The organism is Vibrio sp. M60_M70, from assembly GCF_037162085.1.
GTDB classification, from domain to species: Bacteria; Pseudomonadota; Gammaproteobacteria; order Enterobacterales; family Vibrionaceae; genus Vibrio; species Vibrio diabolicus.
In genome coordinates, this window is sequence record NZ_JARLUL010000002.1 from 645181 (window position 1) to 661176 (window position 15996).

General features: G+C 45.1%; 12 protein-coding genes, 1 pseudogene and 1 riboswitch. Of the genes and pseudogenes, 1 reads left to right on the forward strand and 12 read right to left on the reverse strand.

Annotation, left to right across the window (positions count from 1 at the left end):
* Window positions 1-90: 90 nt before the first annotated feature.
* Window positions 91-231, reverse strand: a riboswitch (FMN riboswitch).
* A gap of 104 nt (window positions 232-335) precedes the next feature.
* From P4S59_RS18695 to P4S59_RS18740, 10 genes and pseudogenes are all read right to left on the reverse strand, one after another.
* Window positions 336-953, reverse strand: coding sequence for a triacylglycerol lipase (locus tag P4S59_RS18695; RefSeq protein ID WP_264912436.1), 618 nt, complete (start codon window positions 951-953; stop codon window positions 336-338).
* Between the two features lie 117 nt (window positions 954-1070).
* Window positions 1071-2924 (reverse strand): MFS transporter, encoded by a 1854-nt coding sequence (locus P4S59_RS18700; RefSeq protein ID WP_337168843.1) that lies wholly within the window; start codon window positions 2922-2924, stop codon window positions 1071-1073.
* A gap of 146 nt (window positions 2925-3070) precedes the next feature.
* On the reverse strand, window positions 3071-3829 hold the full coding sequence (locus P4S59_RS18705) for a helix-turn-helix domain-containing protein (RefSeq protein WP_337168844.1): 759 nt from the start codon (window positions 3827-3829) through the stop codon (window positions 3071-3073).
* Window positions 3830-4468 carry an HD domain-containing protein gene (locus P4S59_RS18710; RefSeq protein WP_337168845.1) on the reverse strand — a complete coding sequence of 213 codons (639 nt, stop codon included), beginning with the start codon at window positions 4466-4468 and terminating at the stop codon, window positions 3830-3832.
* Between the two features lie 261 nt (window positions 4469-4729).
* Window positions 4730-6007 (reverse strand): cytosine deaminase, encoded by a 1278-nt coding sequence (locus tag P4S59_RS18715; RefSeq protein ID WP_337168846.1) that lies wholly within the window; start codon window positions 6005-6007, stop codon window positions 4730-4732.
* Window positions 6008-6016: 9 nt separating this feature from the next.
* Window positions 6017-7254: pseudogene (gene codB / locus P4S59_RS18720) on the reverse strand (cytosine permease).
* 804 nt (window positions 7255-8058) lie between these two features.
* Window positions 8059-9405: a magnesium transporter gene (locus P4S59_RS18725; protein ID WP_337168847.1), complete on the reverse strand. Its 1347-nt coding sequence runs from the start codon at window positions 9403-9405 to the stop codon at window positions 8059-8061.
* A gap of 112 nt (window positions 9406-9517) precedes the next feature.
* Window positions 9518-10840 carry an ABC1 kinase family protein gene (locus P4S59_RS18730; RefSeq protein ID WP_337168848.1) on the reverse strand — a complete coding sequence of 441 codons (1323 nt, stop codon included), beginning with the start codon at window positions 10838-10840 and terminating at the stop codon, window positions 9518-9520.
* A 101-nt stretch (window positions 10841-10941) separates the two neighbouring features.
* On the reverse strand, window positions 10942-12165 hold the full coding sequence (locus P4S59_RS18735; RefSeq protein WP_337168849.1) for an HlyD family secretion protein: 1224 nt from the start codon (window positions 12163-12165) through the stop codon (window positions 10942-10944).
* Window positions 12165-12491: an MFS transporter gene (locus P4S59_RS18740; protein WP_046875867.1), complete on the reverse strand. Its 327-nt coding sequence runs from the start codon at window positions 12489-12491 to the stop codon at window positions 12165-12167. The genes P4S59_RS18735 and P4S59_RS18740 overlap by 1 nt, the downstream gene beginning before the upstream one ends.
* Before the next feature lie 107 nt (window positions 12492-12598).
* Here P4S59_RS18740 and P4S59_RS18745 point away from each other — a divergent pair, with 107 nt between their 5' ends.
* Complete coding sequence (locus P4S59_RS18745) at window positions 12599-13600, forward strand: AraC family transcriptional regulator (RefSeq protein WP_054866979.1); 1002 nt, start codon at window positions 12599-12601, stop codon at window positions 13598-13600.
* 85 nt (window positions 13601-13685) lie between these two features.
* Here the strand turns inward: P4S59_RS18745 and P4S59_RS18750 are convergent, their stop codons facing one another.
* Both P4S59_RS18750 and P4S59_RS18755 read right to left on the reverse strand, forming a co-directional pair.
* Window positions 13686-14375 (reverse strand): hypothetical protein, encoded by a 690-nt coding sequence (locus P4S59_RS18750; RefSeq protein WP_046876149.1) that lies wholly within the window; start codon window positions 14373-14375, stop codon window positions 13686-13688.
* 12 nt (window positions 14376-14387) lie between these two features.
* Window positions 14388-15929 (reverse strand): hypothetical protein, encoded by a 1542-nt coding sequence (locus P4S59_RS18755; protein WP_337168850.1) that lies wholly within the window; start codon window positions 15927-15929, stop codon window positions 14388-14390.
* Window positions 15930-15996: the final 67 nt, after the last annotated feature.

A 15996-nucleotide genomic window follows, 5' to 3' on the forward strand; every position in this document is an offset into this window, starting at 1 on the left:
GAATCAGGGCGGTGTGAGAGATCGTCGTAAAATACGATCAAAAGAAGTGCACCAGCACTCTTAGCAATCTGACTCGCTATGCTGGTGTATTCTTATTCTCTTTCATCCGGACTATAACCGTCGGCTCTGGCATCTCACCAGATCTGCTGACCTCGACGAATCGAGCGCTCGCGGGCTCACTTGAAAAAGTATACCGCCGGTGGGGAATTTCGCCCCGCCCTGAGAACAATTAAAAATGTGCCACTTCATCCAAGTTGTGAGGAAGTGGAGCTAGGATAGTACTGCGAACTGAATAGCTTGGAAAGTCGATTCCATCTGTATGATGGAAAAGTGTGCTATCGACGGAAATAATCTGTGCGAATAAAGTGATCAATCTGCTGTGGCACGAAGGTGTTGTAAATCAGGCTCGTATGCGTTTGCTTCACTTCGATATGATCTTGCATACCGTCCAGTCTTGTCTCTTCTACGGTAACCGTACCGTCCGACATGGTGTTGTCATTACGGATCAACAATGGGCGAGCGCCAATCGGCATCGTTCCTGCGATACTGCCGAGTTTTTGCGGAAAAGCCCACGCATCATCATGTTTGTTTAATCCGTGGTGTGGCGAGTTTCCTAAAATGGCACCCAACCCGAGATCTTGAATCCGACCTACTATGGACGCGCCTTTAAGAGGCGAACCGATAGCGACAACATGAGAGATTAAGCTAGTGCTCGGTTTTCTGTTGGCGAGATAGCGCTTAATCATCAAGCCTCCCAGGCTGTGCCCCACGAGCACGTTTGTGGTCAGTGGATTAAGCGAATGATCAATAGAATCAAACAGTGAAGACTCATCGATAGCAACAGTGTTATAGCTGAGTACTTGCGTTTCGTATCCGAGTTTTCTCAGCTTTTGGCTAAGAGGCTGCATGACCAGCCCATGCATATAAAGACCATGTAAGATGATGATTTTCATAATACCTCCTAGATTTATGACGTTGTAGATATCCTACTCTAATTAACAAAGAACTACTTGCCCTTTGTGGTGCATATTTACGTTTTGCTGCAAAGTTTGATCGGTATAGCAAGCGTATCAGCCCAGTAAATCCTGTACTTGTTGTTGCAATTGATGACGATTTAAAGAAGCTGGGCTTAACACTTCACCGATAACAACATCCACTTTTGACCAAAAACGAGTCGGTCGTTTTGTGAGAGCATGTCCGCCTTTGTGGCTGAAAAAAGAACCCCAAAGCCCTTTTAACGCCATAGGGATGACAGGAACAGGATTACGCTCAAGGATTTTTTCCACACCAGGGCGAAACTCACCCAGTTCACCGTTAGACGTTAAGCGACCCTCAGGGAAGATACAGACAACTTCACCGTCGTTAAGCGCTTGTTCAATCTGTTCAAATGCTCGTCGATAAGTGTCGGCACACTTACGTGGAGAACAGATCGGGATAACACCGGCATGACGGAAAACATATTTAAGAACAGGCAGCTCGCTGATGGATTTGTCCATCACAAAACGAACCGGGCGAGTAGAGGTTCCCATCAAAATCAACGCATCGACATAGCTAACATGGTTAGCCACGATTAACGCAGAACCTTGTTCAGGAATATGTTGGCGCCCCTTTACTGACACACGATACATACAATGGCTGAGTAAATAACTGATAAAGCGTTGTGTAAATTCCGGTACTTGACGATAGACATAGATTGCCACGAAGAAGTTACCTATTGCCATCATGGCAAACAGTTCCACAATAGAAAGTTCTAGTACGCTGAGTGCAACGATCGAAACCAAAGCAGACACCACCATAAACAACGCATTCATGATGTTGTTAGCAGCAATGGCACGTGCACATTCACCTTTGTTTGAACGCGATTGGATGAACGCATAAAGAGGAACAATAAAGACACCGCCGCTTACACCAACAAGGAACAGGTCAATCATGACGCGCAGATGTTTGGATTCAGCAACGAAGTTTTGCACATCATAAAAGTGCACCGGAAGTGATGGATAACTTGGGACTGCCCATAGCAAGTCGACGCCAAAGACGGTCAGACCAAGGATACCGAATGGCAAAATACCAAGCTCAACGTGGTTGAAAGAGAGCTTTTCACACAACCAAGAGCCTGTAGCGATACCAATGGAAAACAATGCCAACAGTAAAGAAACGACAGTGCTGTCTGCAAACAAATGTTCACGCGCAAAGTTAGGGAATTGAGTCAGGTAAGTCGCACCCATGAACCAAAACCAACTGATGGCTAGAACAGACATCCAAATGCCTCTCTGTTTTTTTGCCACTTTTAACGTGTTTTTTAAACCAGAAATCGGTTCAAACTTCGCTTTGTCAGTCGATTGGCTAGGCATCGTTGGAATGTTCACACTGCTCATAAACCCGAGCAAAGACAAGGCAATAACGACACAAGAAGCAATCAAGGTACCATTAGGAATGGCTAACAGCAGGCCTGCGCTAAGCGTACCTATAAGAATCGAAAGGAACGTGCCCATTTCAACCCAAGCATTTCCTTTAACAAGCTCATTTGGTTTGAGTGCTTGTGGTAGCAAGGCGTATTTTACGGGACCAAAGTAGGCCGATTGAGTGCCTGTCATAAACAGCAGAACCAGCATCAGCATAGCACTTTGGGTCGCAATAGCGGTTGCTGCGCAAGACATGATAGCCAGCTCGATGAGCTTTAGAAGTCGTATTAATTTGGCTTTGTCCATGCTGTCAGCGACGGCACCAGCATGCGCAGAGAATAGAAAGAAAGGTAGGATGAATAAGCCTGCCGCCAAATTAACAAATAGATTAACGGATATTGGTAAGTTATCAATTTGGCTGTATGTCACCATCAATAACAGAACGTTTTTGTAGATGTTGTCATTGAGTGCGCCAAGACACTGCGTCACAAAGTAAGGAAAAAAGCGTTTTGAGAAAAACATGCTGGCCCCGATTAAACAAAGTCGAATGAGATGGGAGCACTTTATGCTCAATGAACGATTAAACCAGCTTTCTCTGTCAAGTGACGTTGGGTGTCACCAAAAGTAACGAAATTCGTTACTTTAATCTCCATTTGTTTATTGAGTTACTAATTTCGAGACTTTTGAGTAGGTTTTCTTTCCCATGGTTCAAACAGAGGGAACGTCCAGCGACGCATCGCAATAATCAGAGAGGTGCCGTGTTTCTCGTCCATATCGAGAGAGCTATCACTTTGGCAAGCCTGATAAAACTCATCGATGACCTTTTGCAGTTTCTGTTGCAGCTTCTTGTTGGTTGGTACGCTCATCAATCCTGTTGCCATGGACAACTTTTCATCTTCACCAGAAAAGTAGCTTTGGAAAAAGGCGTCTTGAACTTGCTGTTGGAAGAACCGTTGAATAGGGCCGCCCATCTGCCACTTAAATGTCGGAGATATACGCAAACGAATTTTGTTATTTGGCTGCAAGTCGATGATGTTCAGACGATCCAAATGAGCAAGCTTTTGCACCAGTTCAAACTCATTGAAGGTGTATTGCTGAACGATTTGCTCAAACTGATAGCCATTTACGACACAGATCGCCACGAGTAGCAGGGCTTTATCGTCAACCAACTGCTTTTCTTGCTCTAACGTTAGCGACTCTAGACCTTTATTGTGCGCAGCCGCGAGCTTAAACAGTTCCGCCATTTCTAAACCAATCAATTGGCAAATTCGTTCTAAGCGTTCAAGGCTAATGTGTTGACCTTCAGCCAGTAACCGTTTGACGCTGCCTTCACTTAAATCAAGGTGTTGTGCAACATCGATGTAATGCAGCCCAGCTAACTTTAGCTGGCGTTTAAGCTCTTTAATTAACGTATGGCTTTCAGACACTTACGCGGTCACCTCATCGTGCAGCTGTTCTAGGTACGTTTGCATAAAGGCTTTGCGTTTTTGAGCTTCGCGTCTCGCTGACTCCGTGTTCATGGTTTCGGCGATTTTGAATAACTTGGTCTGGAAGTGATCCAGAGTGAATTGTTTGTCGTCGAGTTCTCGCTGTTGAGCAAAGATGTCTTTGTCATCGTAAAGTTGCGCATCAAACTCAGTGCTCACTTGTATACAGCGAGTAACGCCAATAGCACCTAATGCATCCAGCCGACCGGCATCTTGAACGACTTTTGCCTCCAATGTGTTGGGTCTGATATTAGCGCTAAAGCTGTGTGCTTCTATCGCATGGGCAATGGCATCATGGTATTGCTGCGGATAATCGATACTTTCTAAAAACGCGACCGCTTTTTTGGCTGCAATGGTTGAGCTCTGCTTGCGGTTTGGATGATCTTTCGGATAGGTAAAACAATCATGTAAATAGGCGGCGGGAAGCACAATAGATAAGTCGGCGCCTTCTTCTACAGCTAGTTTTTTTGCGGTGTTTACGACCCGTTGAACATGGCTTATGTCATGCGCCGCATCGACTTGCATCTCTTGCTGCATAAATTCCAAAAATTGCGATTCTATCTGGCTTAATAAGGTCATGAGTTATATCTACAACTAAAGTGAAGGCAGAAGTATGCCGAACGCAGAGAGGAATTTCCAAGTTCGATAGTGTAATTGAGATTTAGCCATCAGAACCTTATGCAACTTAGTGGGTATCGGGTCATCTTAAATAGCATTTTTGTGCGCTCGGTTGGCTACTAAGGTCGTAAGACACAAAACAGCAGTGACGTTTGCCAATAGCAAAAGGGCCTGATGATTTCGTCAGACCCTTTTTCGTTTTAGTCGGTATTTTTACGAACCTTAGCGCTTGAACGTCACTTGCTCTGCTTGTTCAAGATGAATATGAGTCGTCGCAGGTTGCGTTTCTGCAATGACTTTACCGTGACGAACCGAGTAGCGCACAGTCACTTGGCGACGTACTGCATCAAAGCCATTTTCAGCTGGAAGAATCAGAAGACTACCTGGTTTGCCTTCTTCAATTCCGTAATTGTCTTGAATGTTCAATGTGCGCGCTGAGTTGGTGCTGATGAGATCTAGTGAGGTATTGATTTGCTCGTAACCCATGACCTGACATACATGTAGGCCCATGTGTAGCACTTGCAGCATGTTTGCTGTACCAAGTGGATACCATGGGTCGAATACGTCATCGTGTCCAAAGCAGACGTTGATGTTGGCATTCAGCATCTCTTTTACTCGCGTTACGCCACGACGTTTCGGATAATCATCAAAACGGCCTTGTAAGTGAATGTTCACCAGAGGGTTTGCCACGAAATTGATACCGGACATGCGTAATAAACGGAACAGGCGAGATGCGTATGCGCCGTTGTAGGAACCCATCGCTGTTGTGTGACTGGCCGTGACTTTACTTCCCATATCGAACTTGTGCGCTAATGCTGCCAGCGTTTCAACGAAGCGAGATTGTTCGTCATCAATTTCATCACAATGTACGTCGATCAGACGGTCGTATTTTTGCGCTAACTCGAATACGTAGTGCAGCGATTCAATGCCATATTCGCGTGTGAATTCAAAGTGTGGAATCGCGCCAATCACGTCCGCACCTAATTTGACGGCTTCTTCTAGCAGCTCTTTGCCATTTGGGTAAGAGAGAATTCCTTCCTGCGGAAACGCAACGATTTGGATGTCTACCCACTCTTTCATCTCTTCACGCACTTCTACCATCGCTTTTAGGGCAATTAGGGTAGGGTCTGAAACGTCTACGTGAGTTCGAACGTGTTGTACACCGTTTGCGATCTGCCATTTTAAGGTTTGTTTTGCGCGCGTTTTCACGTCTTCAATCGACAGTATTTCTTTGCGCTCAGCCCAACGTTCAATACCCTCAAACAATGTGCCAGAGATGTTCCAGCTTGGCTCGCCAGCGGTTTGCGTTGTATCTAGGTGAATGTGTGGCTCGCAGAAAGGCGCCACCGCCATGCCGCCTTCAGCATCGATGGTGTCACCGTTATGATTAAGCTCCACATCGTTGCTTTCAATGCGCTTGAATTGACCATCTTCAATCAAAATTTGCTGCAGACCTTCTTGTCCTTTTAGCGTTACGTTTTTGATCAGTAGTGTTGTCATGATGGTTCCTTACGCTGGCTGTATAGCCAGTGCTTTTTTGTTAAGAATAGGATTAAGAATTAGGAAGCTAATTGCGCCGCCAAGTACAGCGTTAATCGGTACTACGCCAGGAAGGAAGTGTCCCGCACCAACGCCAATCGCTACTGCGATAATGCCAGCCCAGTTAACGTTTTGGAATTGGGCGGCTTCAAAGTTTGCGTAGCGCTTACGGTTCGTGAAGAAGTCAGCGATGATCACACCGCCAATTGGTGGAATTGCCAGCGATAGGAAGGTCAGCCAGCCAACAAAGTTATTGTAGAGCCAGAGAGCGCAGAGTGTGCCAACAAGCCCGTTCGCCATCGAGATGTATTTACTTGGTAAGCCTGTGATGTTGGAAAATCCAAGACCCGATGCGTAGAGCGCGTTGTCGTTAGTCGTCCAAATGTTTAATCCAAGTACGATGATGGCGGGAATTAATAAGCCTTGCGCAATCATCACTTCAGAGATGTCTGATTGACCAGTCACGGATGCACCTGCCGCGCCAAAGATAAACATTAACGAGTTACCGATGAAAAATGCCACCATGGTGATCATCACGGCGCTGCGCGGCTTTTTGCCAAAGCGCACGAAATCTGCCGTTAATGTACCAGCACTGACAAAAGAGCCAACAACCATCGCGAGAGCTATTGAAAAATCGAGTGGCTCGGTTGGTTGAACTTGTTGTAGTTCGCTAATACCGCCAACGCTATTTACTGCCTCAATGACAGAGTAACCGCCAAGTAGCGCAATGGCAGGAACGGCGATTGCTGACAGCACCATCAGTGCGGAGATGCCAAAGTAAACGGTCGCGGTCATGAGCAAACCGGAAACGAGGATCAATGTATTGGTATCGATGCCCGTTGCTTTATGCACCGGAATCGCAAACATCGCGACACCAACTCCAAACCACCCAACTTGAGTACCACCAAGAAGAGCAGAAGGAAGCCAAGATCCTTTAGAACCAAAAGAGAAACGAGCAAGAAGGTGAGTAGAGAGACCAGTAGAAGCGCCGATGTAACCGAGGAAAGAAGTGTAAATACCGAGGATTAGGTTACCGATGAGAACAGCGAGGAAAAAATCATTAAAGGAGAGCCCAGTACCGAGAGAACCCCTGTCCACATACTTGCGGAGAAAAAAGTGAGTCCTAACATCACCATGGTTAGTGACGCCACGCCTTTTCTGGCCGTGTTGGGAACTGGTCCAAGACTGTAGTTATTGTCTCCAGCCATTATTACCTCCGCACATTGAAATATTAAATTATAGCACCTGGTTTTCAGGCAAACGGCGCGTATTATCGTGATGTAAATTTAATAGTCAATGATAAAATTGCAATTTAAACGTTTGCTTGGTTTTTGATGTCTATTTTGTCTTTTAATAACAATGGCTTGATTTTTTACTTATAAAGGTAAAAAGTTTGTTTTTACGTGTTTTATATGATTTATAGACAGGTTTTCTATGTGAAATGAATGTTTTGAATTGCTATTTATGTTTATGGATTAAATTCATCTATAACTCTAGATTGTTCAGTCGATTTCTATGAAAAGAAAACGATTTCATGATGAGCGTTTTGGTTTGGACGTTATTTTTTCTTTTTTGGGTATGTTTTCTTGGTTTTATTTTATGTAGGTAATTTGTTTTTGTTGAAGCTGGTATTTCTAATGGTTTAGTGGGCGAATATTTGAATTTTATAAACAGTAAACAATCTGTTGTGCGCAGGAAAAGTACAACCGAGCTCGGTCAGAGGATAAGAGAGCAATAGCCACATAAAAAAATAGCCAGCCGCAAAGAGTGCGATTGGCTTATATACATGTGAACAAAATCAAGTTCACTAACAACGTCAGTTGGCTAGGTGACCCTCGGCTTAAGAAGGGTCGATTTATATAATGCAGTTACTGTGCCAACTTTAATATGCCCTAAAATACGTAGTTTCTGTGACATGCGTTGCTTAAAGTTTGAGTTTGTTTGCAATTTGCAACTGCGTTATGCAATTTGACTCTATTATGCTAATGATTGATTAATAAACAGTGGACTTTTTAGAGCATGACTAAACTCGCCGTTCCCAAAAAGGCGAAAAAACCAACCACATCTGTCACCGTCGTTAGAATAACCGAACCTGCTAAGGCTGGATCCAATTTAAACTTATCCAAAATAATGGGTATCAACACGCCAAATAAAGCAGCGGTAATAATGTTGACGATAATGGCCAGCGCGATGGTTCCACCTAAAACTGGCGATTGGAACCACAATCCGGCTAACCCGCCGATGATTAGCGCCCAAGCAATGCCGTTCAGTGAGCCAATACCCAGCTCATTTTTTAAGAATTTGAATCGGTTACCTGGGGTAATCTGATTAAGCGCCATCGCACGAACCATTAGAGTCAGCGTTTGGCTGCCTGCAATGCCACCCATCGATGCAACAATTGGCATTAGTACGGCCAAAGCCACCACTTGAGCAATCACGTCTTCAAATAGCCCGATAGTGACAGACGCTAAAATTGCAGTCAGCAAATTGATGCCCAGCCACACGCCGCGTTTTTGTGAGCTTTTTAATACTGGCGCAAACAAGTCATCGCCTTCATCCATACCAGTACCGGCCATTAAGCGCGCTTCGTAGATTTCACGTTGCGTACTTAATGCAAATTGCCAATCGACTTCACCAATCAGAGTTTGGTCTGCATCAGTCACAGGCAGAGCGGGCAGTGTGCTGTGCTCTAATGCTTCTACCGCTTCGGGAAGCATCATCTTACTGTCTAGCACCGTCACCGCTTCAATAACGAGTGTTTTCAAGCGAGTATCAGGATCACTACGTAAAATTTCGTAGTAATTGACTGTCCCTCGATACTGTTTATTACGGTTGATCAGGTAGACTTGTTGAGGCATGTCATAGCTATAGCGCTCCATTAACTGCTTAGCCGTTCCAATCGTAATATTAAAGGGCAGGGTGATGATTTTACGCTCAGCCCAGTGGCCGAGCTCTTCATCTTCATATTCGTTTGCCTGATCGTAAAGCTCTAACTCATCTTTTTCGATTAACGCGAGCGCTTCGTTGATGATCGACTCAGGCAACGAATCCGCCCATTCGATCAGCGATAAGTTATCAAGTTTAGCGAGGGTGAGTTTTAGCTCGACTTCAGATAATGCATTGATGATAGAAAAACGTACGTCGGCACGCATTTCCGTTAACACGTCGATATGCAGTTCTAGTGGCAAAGCTCGCCACAAGCGAACACGATCATCGATTGGAAAGGCTTCCAGAATTAGGGCGACTGCGCCAGGTTCGAGACCCGCTTCAATAGATTCATTGAGCGTTGCGACTTGATCCGCTTCTTCGGCTTGGCCAATTTGCTGGATTAGAGTGGAGAGATCTTGAAACTTGCTCACCGAGTACCCCGATAGTTAATTCGTTTTATGGAAGTATGGCATGTTATTGAGATGCACAACTATGCATCTTAACCTTGCTCAAGGTACTTGAAAGTAACAGAAAAACAATAGGCTATTCGCTGTTGATAGTGAGATATGGCTGTACCAATTGGCGAATGTTCACTTTTGCGCCAATTCTCGCTGCGAGCAAATACATGCCACCAATTTTACGATGTAAAAATAGGGCATCGGCAGGTGGGGTATGCCAGTACTCTTGTTCCATGCTCAAAATAGTGCCAGCTTCGCGAAGTTTTTGCGCTAAGCCACTGGCTTTAAAATCATATGGCTCATCGACTAACATGGGTTCACATGCCATTTTTACTAAATCGAGAATCGCTTGGCGCTGATCAGGTAAGATGGTTTGGCTGAAGAAGCCAATTTGCTCAAGCGCGTCATTCAAGCATTGTTCGTCATTATTCATGACGGACGCAAAGGCTTGGCGATAGCCGGCACTGAATCGTTCGCTGTATTCGCGAGTTGCACCGAAATCTAACAAGCCGATTTGGCGAGTACTTTCAATGTACAAGTAATTGGCGAAGTTAGGATCGGTTTGCACCATCTTGAATTCGAACAGCTCTCTGAACAGCAATTCGAGCAAACTGTGCATGACAAAATCTCGCGTACTTTGATCATAATGTTCGATGTGTTCAATGGGTACGCCGTCAATAAACTCCATGGCGAGAACGGAGTCTGAGCAACTTTCAGTGTGAATCTTTGGTACGACAAAATGAGGGTGCTCCTTCAAAGCGTCATGATAACGAATGGCAAATTGCGCCTCTCGTGCGTAATCGGCTTCATCATGCAATTGCTTTTTCGCTTCTTCGAGCAACCCTTTGTAGTCGACAGACTCGGGAATCAACCCAACGACCTTGAGCAGTGTACCGACATTATCGACGTCGCTATCAATACTTTTCCGTATGCCCGGATATTGCACTTTGACGGCTAGGTTATCGCCCGCATCGCTGTAGGCTTGGTGCACTTGTCCTATTGATGCACTGGCGATTGGTTTGAAGTTAAATGACAGAAACTCAGCTTTCCAATTCGTTCCAAGCGAACTTTCCATTACTGCGTTGAGTTGTTTTGCAGGCATTGGGTCTGCGTCGGAACGAAGACGGGAAAGAATATCGGCAAGTTCAGGTTCTAAAACATCACCAGCATCCATTGACAGCATTTGACCAAGCTTCATTGCAGCGCCACGTAGGTGAGCGAGTTGGTCGGTTAAACGCGCGATGTTCTGTGGCGTCAGCAAGAGGTCTTTCGCTTTTGGTTTGTTGCCTTTGGCTATCTGCTTCGTGCCTTCTGCAATCACATTGCCTGCGACACGGGTAGCAAGTGAGGCGAATTTGCTGAATCTTGAGATGCGATGGGTAGGTAGGCTTCTTTCCTTTGCCGACATGAATCTTCTCCGCTATTTACTAACTAATTGTTATACGGGAAAAGGATATGTTTGGATACAAATGAAAAGAAAACCGCCAGCGTAACTGGCGGTTTGCGAGTTTAGATAGAGTAGAAGAAGTACAGTTGAGACTTCATTCGGATGATGATCCCGCGAATCACATCTAAGAAGGCCATGAAGCCTATCGGTTTTTCACCGCTGACCCATGCGAGGCCAACAGAGCCAACAGGGATGTCGTAGCCTTCTGGCTCATCAATCTTAAGACGAACAAAGTGGTGTTTGTTCTGTAAATTCTTTCCAGTGGTGACACGCACAGAATCATCGAAACCCAGCAGATTACCTTGTGACTCACCTGTTGCTTCAACAATGCCTTCGACGGTCGCTGAGAAGATCTTGCCTGGGTAAACGGACGAGGAGAATTCCGCAGGTTGACCCGGTTTGATGTTACGAATCGCCTGGTGGTTGACTCGCATCAGCACGTACTTCTCGTTGGTGTACATATTAATACGTGGCATCATCGAAACACGCTGACCTTCACGCAGGATAAAGTTGGTGACAAAGCCATCTGTTGGGGCATGAACTTTGGTGCTGTTCAAATCCCATTGCGCTTTTGCAATTTGCTCTTCAGCTTGGCGCAGTTCGGCTTGTTTCGTTTCAACTGCGAGCTCTACTTTATGAATCGTCAGTTTTGCACGTGAGATATCGACTTGTTTCTTCTTAATTTGAGACTCAAGGGTTAACACGTTGTGACGTGCCATATCAACCGCACTCGATTGTTTGTCGATGTCGCTTTCCGTGATGGTGTTTTGCACCACTCGGTTTTGCTCAACATAACGATCTAGCATCTTTTTCTGCAATTTGTAGTCAACTTTCGCCGCTTCCAATTGGCTCTTTGATGTTTCTAGATCTTGCACCAATGCTTGATGATTCGCTTCTTCAATCTCGATGTCGCCTTTTGCCGTAGCTAATGCGACTCGTGCAGAATCGGCGGATACGTTCGCCTGATTTAATGCGATTTCGTATTGCGTTGGGTCAAGTTCATAAATGAGCTGACCTTCTTTAACTTGTTGATTTGGCTTAATGTAAATGTGGTCAACTTTACCCTTCACATTGGTTGAATCCGGACGCAACTGGATGTGTGGTGACTGCACCACTGAGCCGCCGGATAGATCCATCGGCGTGAAGTTGATGAGGCCTACCCAGACGAACATTAACCAACCCAAGCCGCCTAGGTAAGCGAACGATTTGGTTGCTTTGTTCCAAGGCATGCCGACTAAACGGAGCAGATAGATGAAGAGAGCCCATACCGCTAAACCTTCTAACATTACGCTTCCTCTTTTGGCTGTGTTTCTGTTTGCGGTTTACTTCTCCATGTATCACGCAGATTGATGATGGCTTTTTCCATATCAACGAATGCAAAGATAACAGCTAGCACCCAAACCCAGTGCCAGACAAACCCTATCCAGGTGAGCGCAGTGATGAGCCCTATCTGATGATGGTCTTTGCTGTGCGCCTTATTAATTGGCAATTCATGGATTTTCCAAAAGCCGTAACACGCGCCCGCGACACTCGCGATTAAAACGACAGCAGCGACAACATGTAACGCTGTATCTGCACCAGTTCCGACAAATGGGACACTCAGTAAACTCATTAAACACTCCTCTATCAAACGGTTGGCGTATTGTGATCTGGATTTGATTTAGGTCTTTCTTTGTGACAGATTCAATCAATAGAGGATTAAATTTGATGTGATTGGTAATGAAGACGGTTCGATTTATTCGCGCGATGGGCATTCTAAACATGCATAACCTCGCGTTATCTAAATATAATTTGGGCTCGGATGAACTGGGGATTCCGTCGTCGGTGTTTCACAACCCAATGACACTGATCCCGCTAAAAGCCGTCGCAGAATGGTATCGTTGTGTTGAACAAGCCAGTAGTGATCCAGATGTGGTTTTGAGTCTCAGCCGAGGTATTGAACTGCAAAAGCTTGGGCCTGTGGGACGCTGGCTATTTTCTGGGAATGATTTAGCCAGCGCGATTCGACGCGTTAATTATGGTGCGAGTAACTTACAATCTGGGGCATTTTTTGCTGGCGAACAGTCGGGCAAAATCATCAAATGGACTTACCACAATCCGTTTATAGAAACGTCAGTAAAGGTGCACGATAGTATCCGCTGTGCGGTATTTATGATTAAAGTGCTACGCGAATTTCTTGGTAAAGACTATCAGCCTTTGCGCGTCAAGATTTCAGGGTCGAGAAAAAATACTGAGCGATACAGGGAATATTTCGGCTGCGAGGTGGAATGGAGTCAGCCAAAAACAGAAATATGGATCCCGGGAGATGACCGATTAGCTTCCCGCCAAGTGAGCCATCGCGAAGACAGCCGTCTAGCGATGAGTTTTTCCGATTTGGATGATTTGCTTAATATGCCCGACCCAGAAGATGAGTTGAAAGTGATTTATGAAGTGGTGAACTACAGCAGTCATTATGGATTGCCAACGTTAGAGCGCGTTTCTTCTCTGCTTGATTTATCTGAACAGCAGTTTCAACGTCGTTTGCACAAATTAGGCCTCAACTTCTCGATGGTATCCGGCTATGTATTGAGTAATGTTGCGGCTGGGTTATTGAGTAAGCGCGTGAGTATTGATGACATAGCCATGCGCCTTGGTTACACCAATGTGGCGAGCTTCAATCGTATGTTTAAGAAACATCGTGGATTAACGCCCAAGCAGTATGCGGGAAGATTAGAAAAGTAATGCTTCACTTGTCTTTATGAAAACAAGCAATAAAAGCCCTCAAGGTAGAGGGCTTTGCTATTTTTGGTGTTGTTTAATGTAATGGCTATTTCTTAGGGCGCCAGCTTAGTGCACTTGCAACAGCGCCGATGGCAATCACATCCTTTTTTTGTTCACTAAGTTCTGGGAGCATTTGTACCGCAATGGTACCGTTCGTCTGTACAGCGGCAATTTCTTGTGTGCCTTCCTTAAAGCTATAACCCAATGGAATGTCTACCGCCATCATGGCGTCGGGACTAGTATGTACGGTTTCTACATTAAAGTGGGTGCTGCCGATACGCACTACGCCAGTCTCTTTTTTCTCGAAGCTGATGTCGATGAGAGCGGATTTTGGCTCCATAGCAAATTCTCCCACTTTGACGCCATCTTGGGTGATATCACAGGTGTAAGGATCATTCCCACCAAAATCGACGCCCATGTAGTTAACCGACATACCGCCTCCAGAGCAGCTCAGAAGCCAAGTTTCCCCGTTGTCGATACGAGTAACTTCTGCGCCCATCGTACCTTCTTTGAAAGAGATATGGTTAAACCAACTTGAGTTAGAAGCACTGCGTGAATAGTTGCCTTTGTACTTACCAGCAAAATCAAAATGACCATCTGCACCGAATCCCCAAAAATCTCCGTCGGTTTTGATCAGCATTTCTGGTTGTGCTTTTACGGCATCAGTACGATCCATGACGGCTAGGCCACCACAACCTGCAAGGAGTAGGGGAGCGAATAGAGTAAGTTTCTTCATGTTTTTCATCGTTTATAGCTCGGTTACATCTAAGATTTGGTCGGTGAATTGGATCTTTTGAATGTCGTACAACTCGTCAGTGCCTGTACTCGGGCACTTAACAGAAACGCTCTTTGCTTTGATAACAGTACATTCTGCCAGTTTGTGTGGCACGATATAGGTGTTGATACCACCTTCACCATAAATGCTGTTGTCTTTGCTGTTGCCTTCAAAGGTATTGTTTTGGTCATTACCGATGACATTCATTGCGTCGTCGCCAATGATCTTCACTCTTGTCAGCCACTGAGATTTGTAGGTGTATGCTTCTATCAAGCCGTCTTTGTTGGGAGCCATACGGAAGGTAGGCACTGTGCCTGGATTTGTCTTTTCTGTGTAAAGTTTGACGCCCGCAGAGTCGATGTTCGCGGTGTATTGCAAGTATCCGTGGAATAAGCCGCTGATCCAATCAACGGCTTGTGGATCTTGAGTTTGCATTTCTTCACGTGTTAACGCTTGGTAGCCATCTAAACCTTGCCCGTTTGCTTTTGCTACACCCATGTAAGCTTCAAAAGCGGCAGCAAAGTATTCGTGAGAATATGAAGGGCCCGTTTGTTTAACACTTTCAGGATCGAAGTCGTCCGATTTCCAATCGTCCCAGTCATACTGAGTTGGGCGCCACACCGTCGGTTTGCCCGCCTGAATATCGTTATAGATTTTTAACGCATGAGCTTGAATGTCATTTTGCAGTGCCGCAGTCCCCGTGTTAGGTGCAATACCTTGCGCTTGGACCAAGTGTAAAATTTCTTCAAAAGCGGCGTCTCGTTCGGCTTTTTTACCAAGATTGGCACAGTAATCGGCAAAATTACTCATGTAATGGCAATCGCCTTCAACTGTCAGTTCTCGATACATCAAAGATTGGCTGTTCCTTAGCCAGTTTGGTGTTTCTTTACTATTTACTAATGTTGCCACGATAGATGTGACAAGTGTATCCATATCTTCTTCGTTAAGTACCATCATGCTTACAACAAACTTTTCTAGAGAACTCGTATCAAAAGAGTGTGCTAAGCCCGAGTTTGTCACTGCATCGTTCAGTTTGTCTTGGCGAATCAGTTCGTTGATAAAGATTTTGGTTAACATCTCATCATTCTGTTCGTCGTTTTCGGTCAGCATTAGTGTGGCATCACGCTCGGCTAATGTCTTAGCGATACGAGACTTGTCAGCGCCGTACTTAGAGTCTGGTTGGTTTGTGAGAAGGTGTTGTATGATTTTGGCTGCACGAAAGATTTTTTCATTATTCGCACCGTCATCAACAGCCACAATGTGAAATGTATCATTGTTATTTGCTTCAGAAAGGGAGATTTTCACATAGTGAGTGAAGCCCGCATCAGCAGCCACTTTTAACTTGGCTGGAAGCTCTGTAGAAACGACAGTTGGGATTGTGACAGTGCTCAATGTTGGCGCTGGTGGTGTTGGAGGTGTCGCTGTCGATGGTTTCGAATTAGATTCACTGCCGCCGCAAGCAGTTAGACTTATCGCGCAAAATATGGCTAAAGGTGTTAATTGGGAATATCTCATTTCATGTTACTCGTAGACTTTATTAGAGCAAGAAACTTAGAAGCAACATAAAGTCCTGTCTATATAA

Coding starts and splice junctions, on each gene's coding strand:
- P4S59_RS18695 (WP_264912436.1), bottom strand. CDS start 953: ATGAAAATCATCATCTTACATGGTCTTTATATGCATGGGCTGGTCATG.
- P4S59_RS18700 (WP_337168843.1), bottom strand. CDS start 2,924: ATGTTTTTCTCAAAACGCTTTTTTCCTTACTTTGTGACGCAGTGTCTT.
- P4S59_RS18710 (WP_337168845.1), bottom strand. CDS start 4,468: ATGACCTTATTAAGCCAGATAGAATCGCAATTTTTGGAATTTATGCAG.
- P4S59_RS18715 (WP_337168846.1), bottom strand. CDS start 6,007: ATGACAACACTACTGATCAAAAACGTAACGCTAAAAGGACAAGAAGGT.
- P4S59_RS18730 (WP_337168848.1), bottom strand. CDS start 10,840: ATGTCGGCAAAGGAAAGAAGCCTACCTACCCATCGCATCTCAAGATTC.
- P4S59_RS18735 (WP_337168849.1), bottom strand. CDS start 12,165: ATGTTAGAAGGTTTAGCGGTATGGGCTCTCTTCATCTATCTGCTCCGT.
- P4S59_RS18740 (WP_046875867.1), bottom strand. CDS start 12,491: ATGAGTTTACTGAGTGTCCCATTTGTCGGAACTGGTGCAGATACAGCG.
- P4S59_RS18745 (WP_054866979.1), top strand. CDS start 12,599: ATGAAGACGGTTCGATTTATTCGCGCGATGGGCATTCTAAACATGCAT.
- P4S59_RS18750 (WP_046876149.1), bottom strand. CDS start 14,375: ATGAAGAAACTTACTCTATTCGCTCCCCTACTCCTTGCAGGTTGTGGT.
- P4S59_RS18755 (WP_337168850.1), bottom strand. CDS start 15,929: ATGAGATATTCCCAATTAACACCTTTAGCCATATTTTGCGCGATAAGT.